Annotated in this window: 11 protein-coding genes; 10 read left to right on the top strand and 1 reads right to left on the bottom strand. The window is 36.3% G+C overall.

Annotated elements, in window-relative coordinates; translation table 11 throughout:
• Positions 1–5: 5 nt before the first annotated feature.
• Positions 6–1,238 (top strand): transcription termination factor NusA, encoded by a 1,233-nt coding sequence (gene nusA, locus H611_RS0107590; RefSeq protein ID WP_027137793.1) that lies wholly within the window; start codon positions 6–8, stop codon positions 1,236–1,238.
• 29 nt (positions 1,239–1,267) lie between these two features.
• Positions 1,268–4,132, top strand: a complete 2,865-nt coding sequence (gene infB, locus H611_RS0107585; protein ID WP_027137792.1) for a translation initiation factor IF-2 — start codon at positions 1,268–1,270, stop codon at positions 4,130–4,132.
• A gap of 287 nt (positions 4,133–4,419) precedes the next feature.
• Here the strand turns inward: infB and H611_RS0107580 are convergent, their stop codons facing one another.
• Positions 4,420–4,794, bottom strand: a complete 375-nt coding sequence (locus H611_RS0107580) for an SPOR domain-containing protein (protein WP_245574782.1) — start codon at positions 4,792–4,794, stop codon at positions 4,420–4,422.
• A 230-nt stretch (positions 4,795–5,024) separates the two neighbouring features.
• Here H611_RS0107580 and H611_RS0107570 point away from each other — a divergent pair, with 230 nt between their 5' ends.
• Genes H611_RS0107570 through H611_RS0107535 form a run of 8 tightly spaced genes read left to right on the top strand, consistent with a single transcriptional unit; the run spans position 5,025 to position 16,321 of the window.
• The gene (locus tag H611_RS0107570) at positions 5,025–6,314 is read left to right on the top strand and encodes a c-type cytochrome (RefSeq protein ID WP_027137790.1); all 1,290 of its coding nucleotides are present in this window, start codon (positions 5,025–5,027) and stop codon (positions 6,312–6,314) included.
• 57 nt (positions 6,315–6,371) lie between these two features.
• Positions 6,372–9,461 (top strand): TAT-variant-translocated molybdopterin oxidoreductase, encoded by a 3,090-nt coding sequence (locus H611_RS0107565; RefSeq protein ID WP_027137789.1) that lies wholly within the window; start codon positions 6,372–6,374, stop codon positions 9,459–9,461.
• A 28-nt stretch (positions 9,462–9,489) separates the two neighbouring features.
• Positions 9,490–10,947 carry an NrfD/PsrC family molybdoenzyme membrane anchor subunit gene (nrfD, locus tag H611_RS0107560; RefSeq protein ID WP_027137788.1) on the top strand — a complete coding sequence of 486 codons (1,458 nt, stop codon included), beginning with the start codon at positions 9,490–9,492 and terminating at the stop codon, positions 10,945–10,947.
• Positions 10,948–10,950: 3 nt separating this feature from the next.
• Positions 10,951–11,484 (top strand): DUF3341 domain-containing protein, encoded by a 534-nt coding sequence (locus H611_RS0107555; protein ID WP_027137787.1) that lies wholly within the window; start codon positions 10,951–10,953, stop codon positions 11,482–11,484.
• 6 nt (positions 11,485–11,490) lie between these two features.
• The gene (locus H611_RS0107550; protein WP_027137786.1) at positions 11,491–12,042 is read left to right on the top strand and encodes a c-type cytochrome; all 552 of its coding nucleotides are present in this window, start codon (positions 11,491–11,493) and stop codon (positions 12,040–12,042) included.
• A gap of 20 nt (positions 12,043–12,062) precedes the next feature.
• Positions 12,063–13,403 (top strand): hypothetical protein, encoded by a 1,341-nt coding sequence (locus H611_RS0107545; protein ID WP_027137785.1) that lies wholly within the window; start codon positions 12,063–12,065, stop codon positions 13,401–13,403.
• A gap of 30 nt (positions 13,404–13,433) precedes the next feature.
• Positions 13,434–14,501 (top strand): cytochrome c oxidase subunit II, encoded by a 1,068-nt coding sequence (locus H611_RS0107540; protein ID WP_027137784.1) that lies wholly within the window; start codon positions 13,434–13,436, stop codon positions 14,499–14,501.
• 29 nt (positions 14,502–14,530) lie between these two features.
• Positions 14,531–16,321 (top strand): cytochrome c oxidase subunit I, encoded by a 1,791-nt coding sequence (locus H611_RS0107535; protein WP_027137783.1) that lies wholly within the window; start codon positions 14,531–14,533, stop codon positions 16,319–16,321.
• Positions 16,322–16,379 lie beyond the last annotated feature (58 nt).

Below are 16,379 nucleotides of genomic sequence, written 5' to 3'. Positions count from 1 at the left end.
GAGTTATGGAGAATATCGCGTTAATTGAATCTTTTTCAGAATTCAAAGACGATAAGCTAATTGACAGAGTAACGTTAATGGCAATTTTAGAGGATGTGTTTAGAAGTGCTTTAAAAAAGAAATATGGCGATGATGATAATTTCGATATTATTGTAAACCCGGATAAAGGAGATTTAGAGATTTGGAGAAATAGAGTTGTAGTAGCCGATGGTGAGGTTGAAGATCCAAATCAAGAAATTTCTTTAACTGAAGCTCGTAAAATTGAACCAGATTTTGAAGTAGGTGAAGACGTTTCTGAAGAAGTTAAACTTATTGATTTAGGAAGACGTGCTATTTTAGCTTTGCGTCAAAACTTAATATCGAAGATTCACGAGCACGATAATACCATTATCTATAAGCAGTTTAAAGATTTAGTAGGCGAAATTTATACCGCTGAAGTACATCATATTCGTCATAGAGCTGTAATTTTGTTGGATGATGAAGGGAACGAAATTGTATTACCAAAAGATAAGCAAATACCTTCAGACTTTTTCAGAAAAGGTGATAACGTAAGGGGTGTTATTGACAGTGTTGAATTAAAAGGAGCAAAACCTGCTATAATCATGTCAAGAAGCTCCCCTGTTTTCTTAGAGAAATTATTTGAACAAGAAATTCCAGAAGTTTTCGATGGTTTAATTACTATTAAAAATGTTGTTAGAATACCAGGAGAAAAAGCAAAAGTAGCTGTAGATTCTTATGATGATAGAATCGATCCGGTTGGTGCTTGTGTTGGTATGAAAGGATCGAGAATTCATGGTATTGTAAGAGAGCTAGGTAACGAAAACATTGATGTTATTAATTACACTAATAACTTACAATTATATATCACCAGAGCTTTAAGTCCAGCGCGTGTAACTTCAATAAAAATTGATGAAGAAACAAAACGTGCCGAGGTAATTTTAAAACCAGAAGAAGTAAGTAAAGCTATTGGTAGAGGCGGACACAACATACGTTTAGCAGGACAGCTAACAGGTTATGAAATTGATGTGTTTAGAGAAGGAGCAGAGGAAGATGTTGAATTAGCAGAGTTCTCTGATGAAATAGAAGGTTGGATTATTGAAGAATTTAGTAAAGTAGGTCTAGATACCGCTAAGAGTATTTTAGAGCAGGATATTAAAGATTTAGTAAAAAGAACCGATTTAGAGGAAGAAACAATTAAAGAAGTTATTAATATTCTTAGGGAAGAATTCGAAGAATAACATATATTTGAGTATTTTAAAGGCGATTTATGGCTGAAACAATAAGATTAAATAAAGTATTACGCGAACTTAACATTTCTTTAGACCGTGCTGTAGAATTTTTAGATTCTAAGGGCATCGAAATTGAAAAGCGACCGACTACAAAAATTACAGAAGATGTATACAATGTACTGTCTGATGAATTTCAAACAGATGCAAGTAAAAAAGTAGCGTCTAAAGAGGTTAGCGAAGCAAAACAAAAGGAAAAGGAAGTATTGCGTGAACAGCGCGAACGTGAGCTTGAAGAAAAGCAGAAGGAAGCAGCAAGAAAAGAAGAAATAGTTAGAGCCTCTAAAGTACTTTCTGGACCTAAACAAGTTGGTAAAATAGATCTTAACCCTAAGAAAAAAGAAGAGGTTAAGTCTGAACCTGTGCAGGAAACTCCTGTAAAGGAAGAGCCAGCTCAAGAAAAAATTGTTAAGCAAGAAGCGCCTGTAAAAGAAGAAGTAGAACAACCAGTTCAAAAATCTCAGGAAGAAACAAAACCTGAAAAGGTAGAAGAGGTAGTGAAGCCTGAAAAGGCAGAAGTGAAAGAAGTTGTTAAGGAGAAGAAGGAAGAAGCTCCTAAAGCTCCACAAAAAGAGGAGAAACCTATACAAAAAGATGCGCCTGTAGTTAAGAAAAACACCATTACAACGGAAGATGGTGAGCAGATTACTGAAGAGCGTGTTGAAACAAAATACCAAAAGCTTACTGGACCAAAAATTGCTGGAGATAAAATTGACTTATCACAGTTTAATAAGCCTAAAAAGAAGAAGGAAGATAAAAAGCCTGAAGCTAAAGGGGGAGACGCTTCTGGAAATAAGAAAAAGCGTCGTCGTATAAGTAAAGCTGGAGCACCAAATAGTAATAACAATACTGGTGGAAATAATCGTGGACCAGGTGGTAAGAACGATCGTTTTAAAGGTAAACCAGGTCAAGCAAGGCGTCCAATAGTAAAAGAAGATCCTAGCGAGGAAGATGTTAAAAAACAAGTGCGTGAAACACTTGAAAAGCTTCAAGGTAAGTCCTCAAAAGGAAAAGGTGCTAAGTACAGAAGGGATAAGAGAGATCAGCATAGAGATCAAACTGAAAGAGATCTTCAGCAAGAAGCAGCAGAAAGTAAAATACTTAAAGTAACCGAGTTTGTTACTGCAAACGAGGTGGCTACCATGATGGATGTGTCTGTAACACAGATTATCTCCGCATGTATGTCTTTAGGTATGATGGTTACTATGAACCAACGTTTAGATGCAGAAACGTTAAGTATTGTTGCTGAGGAGTTTGGTTATCAGGTGGAATTTGTAACTGCCGATATCGAAGAATCAATAGAGGAAGTTGTAGATAAACCAGAAGATTTAAAAGAGCGTGCTCCAATTGTTACAGTGATGGGACATGTCGATCACGGTAAAACGTCGCTTCTGGATTATATCCGTAAGGAAAATGTAATTGCTGGAGAATCCGGTGGTATTACACAGCATATTGGTGCCTATGGTGTTGAATTAGAAAGCGGACAAAAAATAGCCTTCTTAGATACACCTGGTCACGAGGCCTTTACCGCGATGCGTGCCCGTGGTGCTCAGGTAACCGATATAGCTATTATTGTTGCTGCGGCAGATGATGATATTATGCCACAAACAAAAGAGGCTATTTCTCATGCGCAGGCTGCAGGAGTGCCTATTGTATTTGCAATTAACAAGATAGATAAACCAGATGCTAATCCAGATAGAATAAAAGAAGGTTTAGCAAACATGAACCTGTTAGTTGAAGATTGGGGTGGTAAAATTCAATCACACGATATCTCTGCGAAAATGGGTACTGGTGTAAAAGAATTATTAGAGAAAGTATTACTGGAAGCTGAATTATTAGAGCTTAAAGCAAATCCTAATAAACCGGCAATTGGTACTGTAGTAGAGGCTTTCCTTGATAAAGGTAGAGGTTATGTGGCTACAGTATTAGTACAAGCAGGGACCTTAAGAGTTGGTGATTACGTATTGGCAGGGAAGAACAGTGGTAAGGTTAAAGCGATGCATGATGAGCGTGGAAATGATGTGACTGAAGCAGGTCCGTCAACACCTGTATCAATTTTAGGTTTAGATGGTGCGCCACAGGCAGGTGATAAATTCAATGTATTTGAAGATGAGCGTGAAGCAAAACAAATTGCAGCTAAGCGTTCTCAGTTACAACGTGAGCAATCTGTTCGTACACAACGTCATATTACATTAGATGAAATTGGTCGTCGTATTGCATTAGGAGATTTCCAGGAGTTAAATATTATCCTTAAAGGTGATGTGGATGGTTCTGTTGAGGCTTTAACAGATTCATTCCAGAAATTATCGACTGAAGAAATTCAAGTTAATATCTTGCATAAAGGAGTTGGGGCTATAACAGAGAGTGATGTATTATTAGCATCGGCTTCTGATGCGATTATTATCGGATTTAATGTGCGTCCTGTTGGAAATGCAAGAGCAACAGCTGATAAAGAAGAAATCGATATTAGAACATACTCAATCATCTATGATGCGATAAACGATTTGAAGGATGCTATGGAAGGTATGTTATCTCCGGAATTTAAAGAAGAGGTAACAGGTACTGCTGAAATTAGAGAAATCTTTAAAGTTTCTAAAATAGGTACTATTGCCGGCTGTATGGTTACCAATGGTAAAATACTTAGAAGTTCAGGCGTTCGTATTATTAGAGACGGGGTAGTGGTTTATACCGGCGAATTAGCATCATTAAAACGATTTAAAGATGATGTTAAGGAGGTATCTAAAGGTTACGACTGTGGTATGCAAATTAAAAACTACAACGATATTAAGGAGGGTGATATAATCGAAGCCTTCCACGAAGTTGAAGTTAAAAAGAAGCTTAAGTAATTTAAGTAATTATAAAAAAGAGAAAGCACTTGTGAAAACAAGTGCTTTTTTTGTCTATCTAAGGTTGTATTTGTAGCATCAGGAGGCAATTGTTTAGGTTATAGCTGATTTTGGTATTGTTTTAAATAATAAGGTGATTAAATAGAATCTTAGACAGGTGCTATGTAGTTTTAATAAGAATTTTTATAAGGTACATCTTAAAAGCCGTCGATTTGAAAGTTTAGAAAGGACATAAAAAAAGCGCTAAATAAATTTTTAGCGCTTTTTTTGATTGTTATACCATGTTGCTATGAGCTCTTTTTCGGCTTAAAAATAAAAGCACTTGGGAATTGTCTTTTTATTTTTTTAAGAGCACGATCGGCTTCCAGGCGGGTTCTAAAACTTCCAGCCCATATTTTAAAGTTTGGAGTTTCGTATTGCATAATAGTAGGCCAATCTTCAAATTCCTTATTAAAGTCATTTTGAGCCGCTTCGGCTTCCTTGCGATTGCCTGAATAGATTTGTATTTTATATCTATCGGAATCGTTTTTGTTCATATCCTTTTTAATTTCTAATAATTTACTAATGTTTTTGTCTTGATTGATGCTAACCTGACCTTGTTGAGCATGACTGAAAACACATGCGGTAAATACAACTAAAAAGCCTAAAATGTTGATTTTCAAATTCAATTGTTTTTATTTTAATATTGTTAGTACAAATGTATACGTTATAAGTTTAAAATAAGATTATTTATTTATTTAGAATGTCTCTAAATTAAATGTTAAGAGTTCATGAACATTTCCTAAATCCACTTTAAGTGTTACTTTTGCCCAAGATTTTATAACTGTATATTTTTCTTTTTGATTAAATGAAAAAATCATACCAAAGTTTAGAAGTTAATATAACCGACAATATGAGAAAGGTGACTCACCGTACATTAAGTAAAAACGTTCTTGGTTTAAGCTTATCTATTTTATTACTGTTTACAGCCTCTCTTTCTGCTCAAGGAGGAGACCCGGCAAAAGGAAAATCATTATTTAATGCGAATTGTGCTGCTTGTCATCAGCTTGATAAAAAGATGACCGGTCCGGCTTTACGTAACGTAGAGCAACGTTTGGCAGACGACGAAGGTTTAGATAAACAATGGCTTTATGATTGGATTCATAATAGTGCGGGTGTTATTAAATCTGGCGATGCTTACGCTAATAAAGTGTACAACGAATATGGTGGTGCTGCGATGACGGCATTTCCTCAGTTATCAGAAGAAGATATTGATAATATTTTAGCGTATACGGCTGAAGAAAAGAAAGAAGCTCCTGCCGCTGCTACTGCAGTAGCAACACAATCAACCTCAGATTCTAGCGGTATTTCAAATGAATTAATTTTGGGAGCCTTAGCAATCTTATTTTTGTTGTTAGCTTTAGGTCTTTATTTAGTTAATAAAACATTACGTCGTTTTGCTGAAGCTCAGAATATCGAGTTAGCAGAGGCAACAAAAAGAACGCCACTTTGGAAAGCTTTTATTCAGAATCAATTTTTAATGTTGGTTATGGCTATTTTCTTATTGCTTTCAAGTGCTTATTTCGTTTACGGATATTTAATGCAGGTTGGTGTTGATCAAGGGTATCAACCAGTGCAACCAATTCATTTCTCACATAAAATTCACGCTGGTGATAACGGTATCGATTGTAAATACTGTCACTCATCTGCACGTGTAAGTAAAACATCAGGAATTCCTTCTGTAAATGTTTGTATGAACTGTCATAAATCAATTTATGAGTATAACGGTGAAACATCAGCAGAATATTCTAAAGAGTTTTACGATGGCGAAATCAAGAAAGTATATAAAGCTGCAGGATGGGATGATGCTGAGCAAAAGTATACAGGAGAAACACAACCAATAAAATGGGTGCGTATTCATAACTTGCCAGACTTTGTTTATTTCAATCACTCACAGCACGTTTCTGTTGCTGGTGTTGAATGTCAAACTTGTCACGGTCCAGTTGAAGAGATGGAAGTTCTTTATCAACACGCTCCATTAACAATGGGATGGTGTATTGACTGTCACAGAACAACAAATGTGAAAGTTGAAGATAACGCTTACTACGAGAAAATTCATGAAGAATTATCTAAGAAGTATGGTGTAGAGAAGCTTACAGCTGCTCAAATGGGAGGTTTAGAATGTGGTAAGTGTCACTACTAATTTTCCAGAAAAGGAAAACTTTAAAAGATTAATTAAGAAGTAATTCAATTATATAATATGTCATCAAACAAGAAATACTGGAAAAGTGTTGAAGAGCTGAACGAAAATAGCTCTATTGTTGAGACGCTAAAGCAAAACGAGTTTGTAGCTGAAATACCTACTGATGAATTTTTAGGAGATAAGGATACATTAGAGTCGACATCTACAAGCCGTCGTGATTTCTTAAAATATGTAGGATTTAGTACTGCTGCGGCTTCATTAGCTGCCTGTGAAGGTCCAGTAAAGAAATCCATTCCTTATGTAGTGCAACCTCAGGAAATTATTCCGGGTGTAGCAAACTATTATGCCACTACAATAGCTGATGGTTTTGATTTTGCTAGTGTTTTAGTGAAAACGCGTGAAGGTCGTCCAATTAAAATTGAAAACAATGGCTTAGCTGCTACTAACGGAAGTGCTAATGCCAGAGTGAATGCTTCAGTTTTAGGATTGTATGATAGTTTAAGAGTTCAAGGTCCTAAAAAAGGAGGAGAATCTATTTCTTGGAATACGTTTGATGCTGAAACTACTCAAAAATTAAACGAATTAAAAGGGGCAAATAAAAGAATCGTGTTACTAACACAAACTTTTGCAAGTCCGTCTACAAGTAAGCTCATTGCACAATTTACAGAAAAATATGGTAACGTACAGCATGTAGCTTACGATGCGGTATCAGAATCTGCTGCATTAGACGCTTTTCAAGCAAAATATGGAACACGCGGTTTAGCTAATTACGATTTCTCTAAGGCGATGACTATCGTTTCGGTTGGTGCAGATTTCTTAGGAGATTGGCAAGGCGGTGGTTTCGATGCTGGATATTCTAAGAATAGAATTCCTCAGCATGGAAAAATGTCACGTCATATACAGTTTGAATCTAATATGTCTTTATCTGGTGCTAATGCCGATAAGCGTGTGCCTTTAACACCAACTCAGCAAAAAATTGCTTTAGCTAAATTACATAGTCATATTGTTGGTGGTACGGTATCAGGGAATTTACCTGAACATGTTGAAAAGGCTGTACAGAGTGCTGCTGCCCAGTTAAAAAATGCTGGTAGCGCAGGTGTTGTGATTACAGGAATTCAAGATGTAAATGCTCAAACAGTGGTATTGGAAATTAACGAGCGTTTAGCAAGTGAAGCTTTCGATACTAAGAATGTTATTAAAACAAGACAAGGAAGCGATAAAGAGGTGTCTCAATTAGTTGCCGATTTAAAAGCTGGTCAGGTAGCTGCAGTTATTATGGCTGGAGTTAACCCATTATATACTTTGCCTAATGCTTCAGAATTTGCTGAAGGTTTAAAGAAGGCTGAGTTATCTATTGCGTTTTCAATGAAAGAAGATGAAACGTCTTCGGAAGCACAATACATTGCAGCAGCACCACACTATTTAGAATCTTGGGGTGATGTTGAATTTAAGAGTGGTCACTTTGCTTTAACGCAACCAACCATTCGTCCTTTATTTGATACTAGACAGTTCCAGGAAGCTTTATTAAAGTGGACTGGTAATGATATTTCTTATAACGATTACATCAAACAAGTTTGGAATGCATCTATCTTAAATGGTGGGTCTTTCAACCAAGCTTTACACGATGGACAATTTGTTACCAATGTAGCTGAGGAAGAAACTGCTTCTGAAGGTGCAGAAACTCCAGCGAGTAATGCTGCTGCTAGTTTAGCAGCATCGGCTAAGTCTAATGGTTTAGAATTAGCATTCTATACTAAAACTGGTATGGGTGATGGACAGCAAGCTAATAATCCTTGGTTACAAGAGTTTCCAGATCCTATTTCAAGAGCATCTTGGGATAACTATTTAACGGTTTCTAAAGCAGATGCAGATGCCTTAGGTTTAGCTAATACACATGTTGCAACTGGAGCCTTAAATGGAAGTTATGCAAAAGTAACTGTTGGAAGTACAACACTTACCGTGCCTGTGTTAATTCAGCCAGGTCAAGCAAAAGGATCGGTAGGGTTATCATTTGGTTATGGTAGAACTAGAGGTTTAAAAGAAGAAATGCAAACGGGGGTTAATGCTTATGCATTATACCAAGGATTTAACAATGTGCAAACAGTAACAGTGGAAGCTGCTGCCGGAGAGCATGAGTTTGCATGTGTTCAGTTACACAATACCCTTATGGGACGTGGAGATATCCTTAAAGAAACTACTTTAGAGATATTCAACACAAAAGATAAAAAGCATTGGAATGCGGTTCCTGTAGTGTCTTTAAATCACGAAGAAACTCCTGTAACTTCTCCAGATGTTGATTTATGGGATGAGTTTGATCGTTCTATCGGACATCACTTTAACTTATCAATCGACTTAAATGCTTGTACAGGATGTGGGGCTTGTGTTATTGCTTGTCACGCAGAAAACAACGTACCTGTAGTAGGTAAAACTGAAGTTCGTCGTAGCCGTGATATGCACTGGTTACGTATCGATAGATATTATTCATCTGATGAAACTTTTGAAGGTGATGACGCTAAGAAGGAAGGTTTCTCTGGATTATTCGGAGACAACGGTTCTCTTGGAGGATTTGGAGAAATGGAACACCCATCTGATAATCCTCAGGTAGCATTCCAACCAGTAATGTGTCAGCACTGTAATCATGCACCTTGTGAAACAGTATGTCCTGTAGCTGCTACATCTCACGGGCGTCAAGGTCAAAACCACATGGCGTATAACCGATGTGTAGGTACTAGATACTGTGCAAACAACTGTCCTTATAAAGTACGTCGTTTCAACTGGTTCTTATACAATGGTAATGATGAGTTCGATTATCACATGAATGATGATTTAGGACGTATGGTATTAAACCCAGATGTTGTAGTTCGTTCTCGTGGTGTTATGGAGAAATGTTCTATGTGTATTCAAATGACACAAAAAACAATTCTTGATGCAAAACGTGATGGACGTGTAATCAAAGATGGTGAATTCCAAACAGCTTGTTCTGCAGCTTGTAGCAGTGGGGCTATGGTATTTGGTGATATCAATGATAAGGAAAGTAAAGTTGCAAAACTTAAGGAAGATAACCGTATGTATCACTTGTTAGAGCACGTAGGAACAAAACCTAACGTACAGTATCAAACAAAAGTGAGAAATACAACTGAAGCATAAATCTAATTAAAGAATCAATTATATAATTATGGCGTCTCATTACGAAGCACCTATTAGAAGACCCTTAGTTACAGGTGAGAAATCATACCACGACGTTACTGTGGATGTGGCAAAACCTGTAGAAGGAAAAGCAAATAAGCAATGGTGGATTGTTTTTGGTATTTCACTTGTAGCCTTTCTTTGGGGACTTGGCTGTATTATTTATACCATATCTACAGGTATTGGAACTTGGGGTTTAAATAAAACCGTTGGTTGGGCCTGGGATATTACTAACTTCGTTTGGTGGGTTGGTATAGGTCACGCAGGTACACTTATTTCTGCGGTACTTTTATTATTCCGTCAAAAATGGAGAATGGCAATTAACCGTTCTGCAGAAGCAATGACAATCTTCTCGGTTGTTCAAGCAGGTTTATTCCCAATTATTCACATGGGTCGTCCATGGTTAGGATACTGGGTATTACCTATTCCAAATCAATTTGGATCATTATGGGTTAACTTTAACTCACCATTACTTTGGGACGTATTTGCGATTTCTACGTATTTATCGGTATCATTGGTTTTCTGGTGGACTGGTTTATTACCTGACTTCGCTATGTTAAGAGATAGAGCTATTAAACCTTTCCAAAAGAAAATTTATGCTTTATTAAGTTTCGGATGGTCTGGTAGAGCTAAAGACTGGCAACGTTTTGAAGAAGTATCATTAGTGTTAGCAGGTTTAGCTACGCCATTAGTACTTTCGGTACATACCATTGTATCATTCGATTTCGCAACATCTGTTATACCAGGATGGCACACTACAATATTTCCTCCATACTTCGTTGCTGGAGCGGTATTCTCGGGATTTGCCATGGTAAACACTTTACTTATCATTATGAGAAAAGTGTGTAACCTTGAGGACTATATTACAGTTCAACACATCGAATTAATGAACTTGGTAATCATGATTACAGGTTCTATTGTAGGGGTGGCATATATTACTGAGTTATTCATTGCATGGTATTCTGGTGTAGAATATGAGCAGTATGCATTCTTAAACAGAGCAACAGGTCCTTATGCATGGGCATATTGGATGATGATGTCTTGTAACGTATTCTCTCCGCAGTTTATGTGGTTCAAGAAACTAAGAACAAGTATCATGTTCTCATTCTTTATCTCGATTGTTGTAAACGTAGGTATGTGGTTTGAGCGTTTCGTAATTATTGTTACATCGTTACACAGAGATTACTTACCATCATCTTGGACTATGTTCTCGCCTACATTTGTAGATATAGGAATATTTATTGGAACAATAGGATTCTTCTTTGTATTGTTCTTATTATACTCGAGAACATTCCCTGTAATTGCACAGGCAGAGGTTAAAACGATCTTAAAATCTTCAGGAGAAAAGTATAAAAACTTAAGAGAAGCTGGACAAAGTTTAGTAGGAACTGGTGCAGATGCAAGAACTTCAGGAGATAATGTTAACAACTCAAAAAACGAAGCTTAGACAATGGAAGCAGCATCTAAAGTACTTCACGCTATTTATACGGATGATGACGTATTAATGTCGGCGGTTAAAAAAGTTAAGGCAGCAAAACATCAGATTGAAGAGATATATACACCATTTCCTGTTCATGGACTTGACCGTGCTATGGGGTTAGCACCTACAAGAATTGCTATTACAGCGTTCTTATATGGTCTAGTAGGGTTAACAGTCGCTATTATCATGATGAATTTTATCATGATTGAAGACTGGCCACAAAACATTGGTGGTAAACCAAGTTTCAGTTACATAGAAAATATGCCGGCTTTCGTTCCAATTATGTTCGAGCTTACGGTATTTTTCGCGGCGCATTTAATGGTAATTACCTTTTACTTACGTAGTAGAATGTGGCCTTTCAAAAATGCAGAAAATCCAGATCCAAGAACTACAGACGATCATTTCTTAATGGAGATCCCTGTAAATGGTAATCAAGAAGAACTGGAAAGTTTACTAAAAGAAACTGGAGCAGTTGAGATTAATTTAATTGATAAAGCGCATTAATAAGAGATGAAGAGCTTAATTAAAATATTAGCAATAGCAGTCGTTTTAGTAGCTGTATCGTGTAAAAAGGATACGGCACCAAACTACCAATTTATGCCAAACATGTACGAGTCTGCAGGGTATGAAACTTATGGGGAAGCGGCTTTTAAAAATGGAGTAGAAGCACAATTACCGGCAGAAGGTACTGTAGCGAGAGGATATGTTCCTTTTGATATTGAAAACTCAACAGAAGGTTACCTATTGGCAAAAGAAACTTTAAGCAGTCCTTTAGATTCTACTCAGGTAGATTTGGAAAGAGGTAAAGAGTTGTATGATATTTACTGTGGAATTTGTCATGGTAATAAAGGTGACGGACAAGGTAACTTAGTGAAGCGTGAAAAAATATTAGGTATTCCTAGTTATGATGATGCTGGTAGAGCAATTAATGAAGGAAGTATTTACCACACAATTTACTACGGTAAAAATGCGATGGGTTCTTATGCGAACCAATTAAACGAAGAAGAACGCTGGCAAGTAGTTTCATACGTATTGAAATTAAAGGCAGATTTAGAAAAGTAAGAAGATAAGATTATATAGATATGTACACATTTTCAAATAAATTAAAGACATTTTCTATCATTCTAATGGTTTTAGGAGTGTTAGGTGTTGGATATGGTTTTATGACATCTCATAAATCTTTTGAAGAGGTTGAAACCTTACTTGCAGAAGAGGCGCACCATGGTGGAGGTCATGCAGAAGAAGCAACACATGAAGTTGCTAATACTCATGATACTCACGGTGAAGAGGCGCATGGAGAAGTTAACGACCATAAAAAACATGTAGAGCATGTACAACATCAAATAGCTAACAGACCTTGGTCTGCATTGTATGTAGCAGCTTTCTTCTTTATGATGATTGGTTTAGGTGTATTAGCATTTTACGCTATTCAAATTGCTTCTCAAGCAGGATGGTCGCCAGTATTATTTAGAGTTATGGAAGCCATTACAGCTTATGTCTTACCAGGTGCTTTAATCGTGCTTTTAATTGCAGTTGCTTCAGGAACCATAGGACACTACAATTTATTTGTATGGATGGATCCGGATGTTGTAGCTCACGATAAATTAATTCAGGGAAAATCAGGATGGTTAAGCATAACAGGCTTTACTATTAGAGGTTTAGTATTTATAGCAGGATGGAGTTTATACCGTCATTTTGCTCGTAAATTTTCAATTGCACAAGATACAGCTGAGGATACTAGTAACTTTAAAAAATCATTCCGTATTGCGGCTGGTTTCTTGGTATTCTTCATTTACACAGAATCAATGATGTCTTGGGACTGGATTATGAGTGTTGATCCTCACTGGTTCTCTACATTATTTGGATGGTACGTATTTGCAAGTATGTTTGTAAGTGGTATTACTGTAATTGCTTTAATTACTATTTACTTAAAATCTAGAAACTATTTAGAATTCGTAAACGAAAATCATTTACATGATGTAGCTAAGTTTATGTTCGCAATGAGTATATTCTGGACCTACTTATGGTTCTCTCAATTCATGTTAATTTGGTACTCTAATATTCCTGAAGAGGTAACATATTTTGTATCTCGTTTTAACGATTACAAATTACCGTTCTTAGGTATGGTAGTATTAAACTTTGTGTTCCCAATTTTAATGTTGATGAATGCTGATTACAAACGTATTCCTTGGTTTGTTGTAATGACTGGTTTAGTTATTTTATTTGGTCACTATGTTGATATTTTCAACATGATTATGCCGGCAACTGTAGGAGACAGATGGTTTATAGGAATTCCTGAAATTGGTTCTATTTTACTTTTCGCAGGATTATTCATATTCGTAGTATTTACTGCTTTAACGAAAGCACCATTACTAGTAAAAGGATATCCGTTGATTAAGGAGAGTGAACAATTTCATTATTAATTAAGATATAAATAAAGACGAACGATAACAATGACTGCTTTATTAACAATTATAGTTTTAGTATTTATTTTAGTTGCCATTTGGCAAATGGTAAAGATTTTCGATTTGGCACAGGCCAGAACAGAAAATACACAAGTTGCCACGGACAAGGATAATACAATTAATGGATATATTATGATGGGCTTCTTAGCGTTCATATATATCATTACCATAGTATCTATTGTAAAATGGGGTGATTTACCTCTTTTATCTAATGCGGCTTCAGAACACGGGTCGACTACGGATAATTTAATGATTACTTCTTTAGTAATTATATTCTTTGTTCAAACTATTACTCAGTTTTTATTACACTATTTTGCTTTTAAATATAAAGGTGAAAAAGGTAAAAAGGCTTTATTCTTTGCCGATAACAACAAGTTGGAAGCAGTTTGGACAATCATCCCGGTAATTGTTTTAGCAGGTTTAATTATATACGGATTAAACACTTGGATTAATATCATGGGTGTAGATGAAACTGAAGATCCGTTAGTAGTAGAATTATATGCACAGCAATTTAACTGGAAAGCGAGATACGCTGGTGCTGATAATACCTTAGGTAAAGCAAATGTTCGCTTAATTGATATTGATAGAGCTAATATATTAGGGTTAGATGAGGCTGATCCTAATGCTCAAGATGATATTATTACAACAGAATTACATTTACCTGTAGGACGTCCTGTATTATTTAAGATGCGTTCGCAAGACGTTTTGCACTCGGCTTATATGCCTCACTTTAGAGCACAAATGAACTGTGTTCCAGGTATGATTACTCAGTTTGGATTTACGCCAACAGTAACGACTGCCGAAATGAGACAAACACAGGAAATTCAAGATAAGGTAGCTAATATCAATAGAATTAGAGTTGAAAAAAGTGAAGCCTTAGTAGCTAAAGGTGAAGATGCTTTAGATCGTTATGAGTTTGATTACCTATTATTATGTAACAAAATATGTGGTAAATCTCATTACAATATGCAAATGAAGATTGTTGTAGAATCTCAAGAAGAATATGATTCTTGGATTAAAGAACAAAAAGAATTTAAGAACTCTCTATCAAACTAATTAACAAAAAGTAAATACGATATAAGATTATGTCAGCACACGCAGATACTCACGCTCACGACGACCACGGACATCATCATAAGGAAACCTTTGTAACTAAATATATATTTAGTCAAGATCATAAGATGATTGCAAAGCAATATCTTATTACAGGTACCATTATGGGTGTTATCGGGATTATCATGTCATTGATGTTCCGTATGCAAATTGCTTGGCCAGAAGAGCCTAATGTGATTTTTGAAGCCTTATTAGGAAAATGGGCACCAGAAGGTGTCATGGATGCCGATATTTATTTAGCCTTAGTAACAATTCACGGTACTATCATGGTATTCTTCGTACTAACGGCTGGTTTAAGTGGTACCTTTAGTAACTTATTAATTCCGTTGCAAATTGGAGCACGTGATATGGCATCTGGTTTCTTAAACATGGTATCCTACTGGTTGTTCTTCTTATCGAGCGTTGTAATGGTATTATCTTTATTTGTTGAAGCTGGACCTGCTGCTGCTGGTTGGACAATTTATCCTCCATTAAGTGCATTGCCAATGGCTCAAGGTGGTTCAGGTATGGGAATGACACTTTGGTTAGTGTCTATGGCTATATTCATCGCTTCATCATTATTAGGGTCATTAAACTATATTGTTACGGTACTTAACTTACGTACAAAAGGTATGACCATGACAAGATTACCTTTAACAATCTGGGCATTTTTCATTACGGCTGTAATTGGTGTGATTTCTTTCCCGGTGTTATTATCTGCCGCATTATTGTTAATCATGGATAGAAGTTTTGGAACGTCATTCTTCTTATCAGATATTTTTATTCAAGGTGAAGTATTACACTATCAAGGTGGTTCGCCTGTATTATTCGAGCACTTATTCTGGTTCTTAGGACACCCTGAAGTATATATCGTTATTTTACCTGCAATGGGACTTGTTTCAGAGATTATGGCTGCAAACTCGAGAAAACCAATTTTTGGTTATAGAGCGATGATTGCTTCCATTTTAGCAATTGCCTTCCTATCTACGATTGTATGGGGACATCATATGTTTATTTCGGGAATGAATCCATTCTTAGGGTCGGTGTTTACATTTACAACCTTATTAATTGCTATTCCATCGGCGGTAAAAGCGTTTAACTGGATTACCACCTTATGGAAAGGTAATTTACAGATGAACCCAGCCATGTTATTTTCAATCGGTTTTGTATCAACGTTTATAACAGGTGGTTTAACAGGTATTATTCTTGGTGATTCGGCTCTAGATATTAACGTTCACGATACATACTTCGTAGTGGCTCACTTCCACTTAGTAATGGGTATTTCTGCACTTTATGGGATGTTTGCTGGTATTTACCACTGGTATCCAAAAATGTTCGGACGTATGTTAAATAAGAATTTAGGATATATTCACTTTTGGATTACCGCTATCTGTGCCTACGGGGTATTCTTCCCAATGCACTTTATCGGAATGGCCGGTTTACCGCGTCGTTATTATACGAACAGTAACTTCCCATTATTTGATGATTTAGCAAATGTAAATGTAGTTATTACAGTGTTCGCCTTAATTGGTGGTGCCGTTCAAATTATATATTTATATAACTTCTTTATTAGTATTTTCTATGGTAAGAAGGCAGAACAAAATCCTTGGAAATCGACTACTCTAGAGTGGACAACTCCAGTAGAGCACATTCATGGTAACTGGCCAGGAGAAATTCCTCATGTGCACCGTTGGGCTTACGATTACAGTAAACCGGGTCACGATGTTGATTTCGTTCCTCAAACAGTTCCATTGAAAGATGGTGAAGAAGAACTTCAACATTAGGACTTAGTTAGATGTAAAATACATTAAAGCCTTTCTATACATTAGAAAGGCTTTTTCT

Origin of the sequence: Gaetbulibacter saemankumensis DSM 17032 (assembly GCF_000425645.1) — a bacterium.
Taxonomy (GTDB): domain Bacteria; phylum Bacteroidota; class Bacteroidia; order Flavobacteriales; family Flavobacteriaceae; genus Gaetbulibacter; species Gaetbulibacter saemankumensis.
This window is presented reverse-complemented; position numbering and strand designations above follow the sequence as displayed.

Bases quoted from the DNA above. Each gene is read 5' to 3' on its own strand.
- nusA (WP_027137793.1), top strand. From the start codon at position 6: ATGGAGAATATCGCGTTAATTGAATCTTTTTCAGAATTCAAAGACGAT.
- infB (WP_027137792.1), top strand. From the start codon at position 1,268: ATGGCTGAAACAATAAGATTAAATAAAGTATTACGCGAACTTAACATT.
- H611_RS0107570 (WP_027137790.1), top strand. From the start codon at position 5,025: ATGAGAAAGGTGACTCACCGTACATTAAGTAAAAACGTTCTTGGTTTA.
- H611_RS0107565 (WP_027137789.1), top strand. From the start codon at position 6,372: ATGTCATCAAACAAGAAATACTGGAAAAGTGTTGAAGAGCTGAACGAA.
- nrfD (WP_027137788.1), top strand. From the start codon at position 9,490: ATGGCGTCTCATTACGAAGCACCTATTAGAAGACCCTTAGTTACAGGT.
- H611_RS0107555 (WP_027137787.1), top strand. From the start codon at position 10,951: ATGGAAGCAGCATCTAAAGTACTTCACGCTATTTATACGGATGATGAC.
- H611_RS0107550 (WP_027137786.1), top strand. From the start codon at position 11,491: ATGAAGAGCTTAATTAAAATATTAGCAATAGCAGTCGTTTTAGTAGCT.
- H611_RS0107545 (WP_027137785.1), top strand. From the start codon at position 12,063: ATGTACACATTTTCAAATAAATTAAAGACATTTTCTATCATTCTAATG.
- H611_RS0107540 (WP_027137784.1), top strand. From the start codon at position 13,434: ATGACTGCTTTATTAACAATTATAGTTTTAGTATTTATTTTAGTTGCC.
- H611_RS0107535 (WP_027137783.1), top strand. From the start codon at position 14,531: ATGTCAGCACACGCAGATACTCACGCTCACGACGACCACGGACATCAT.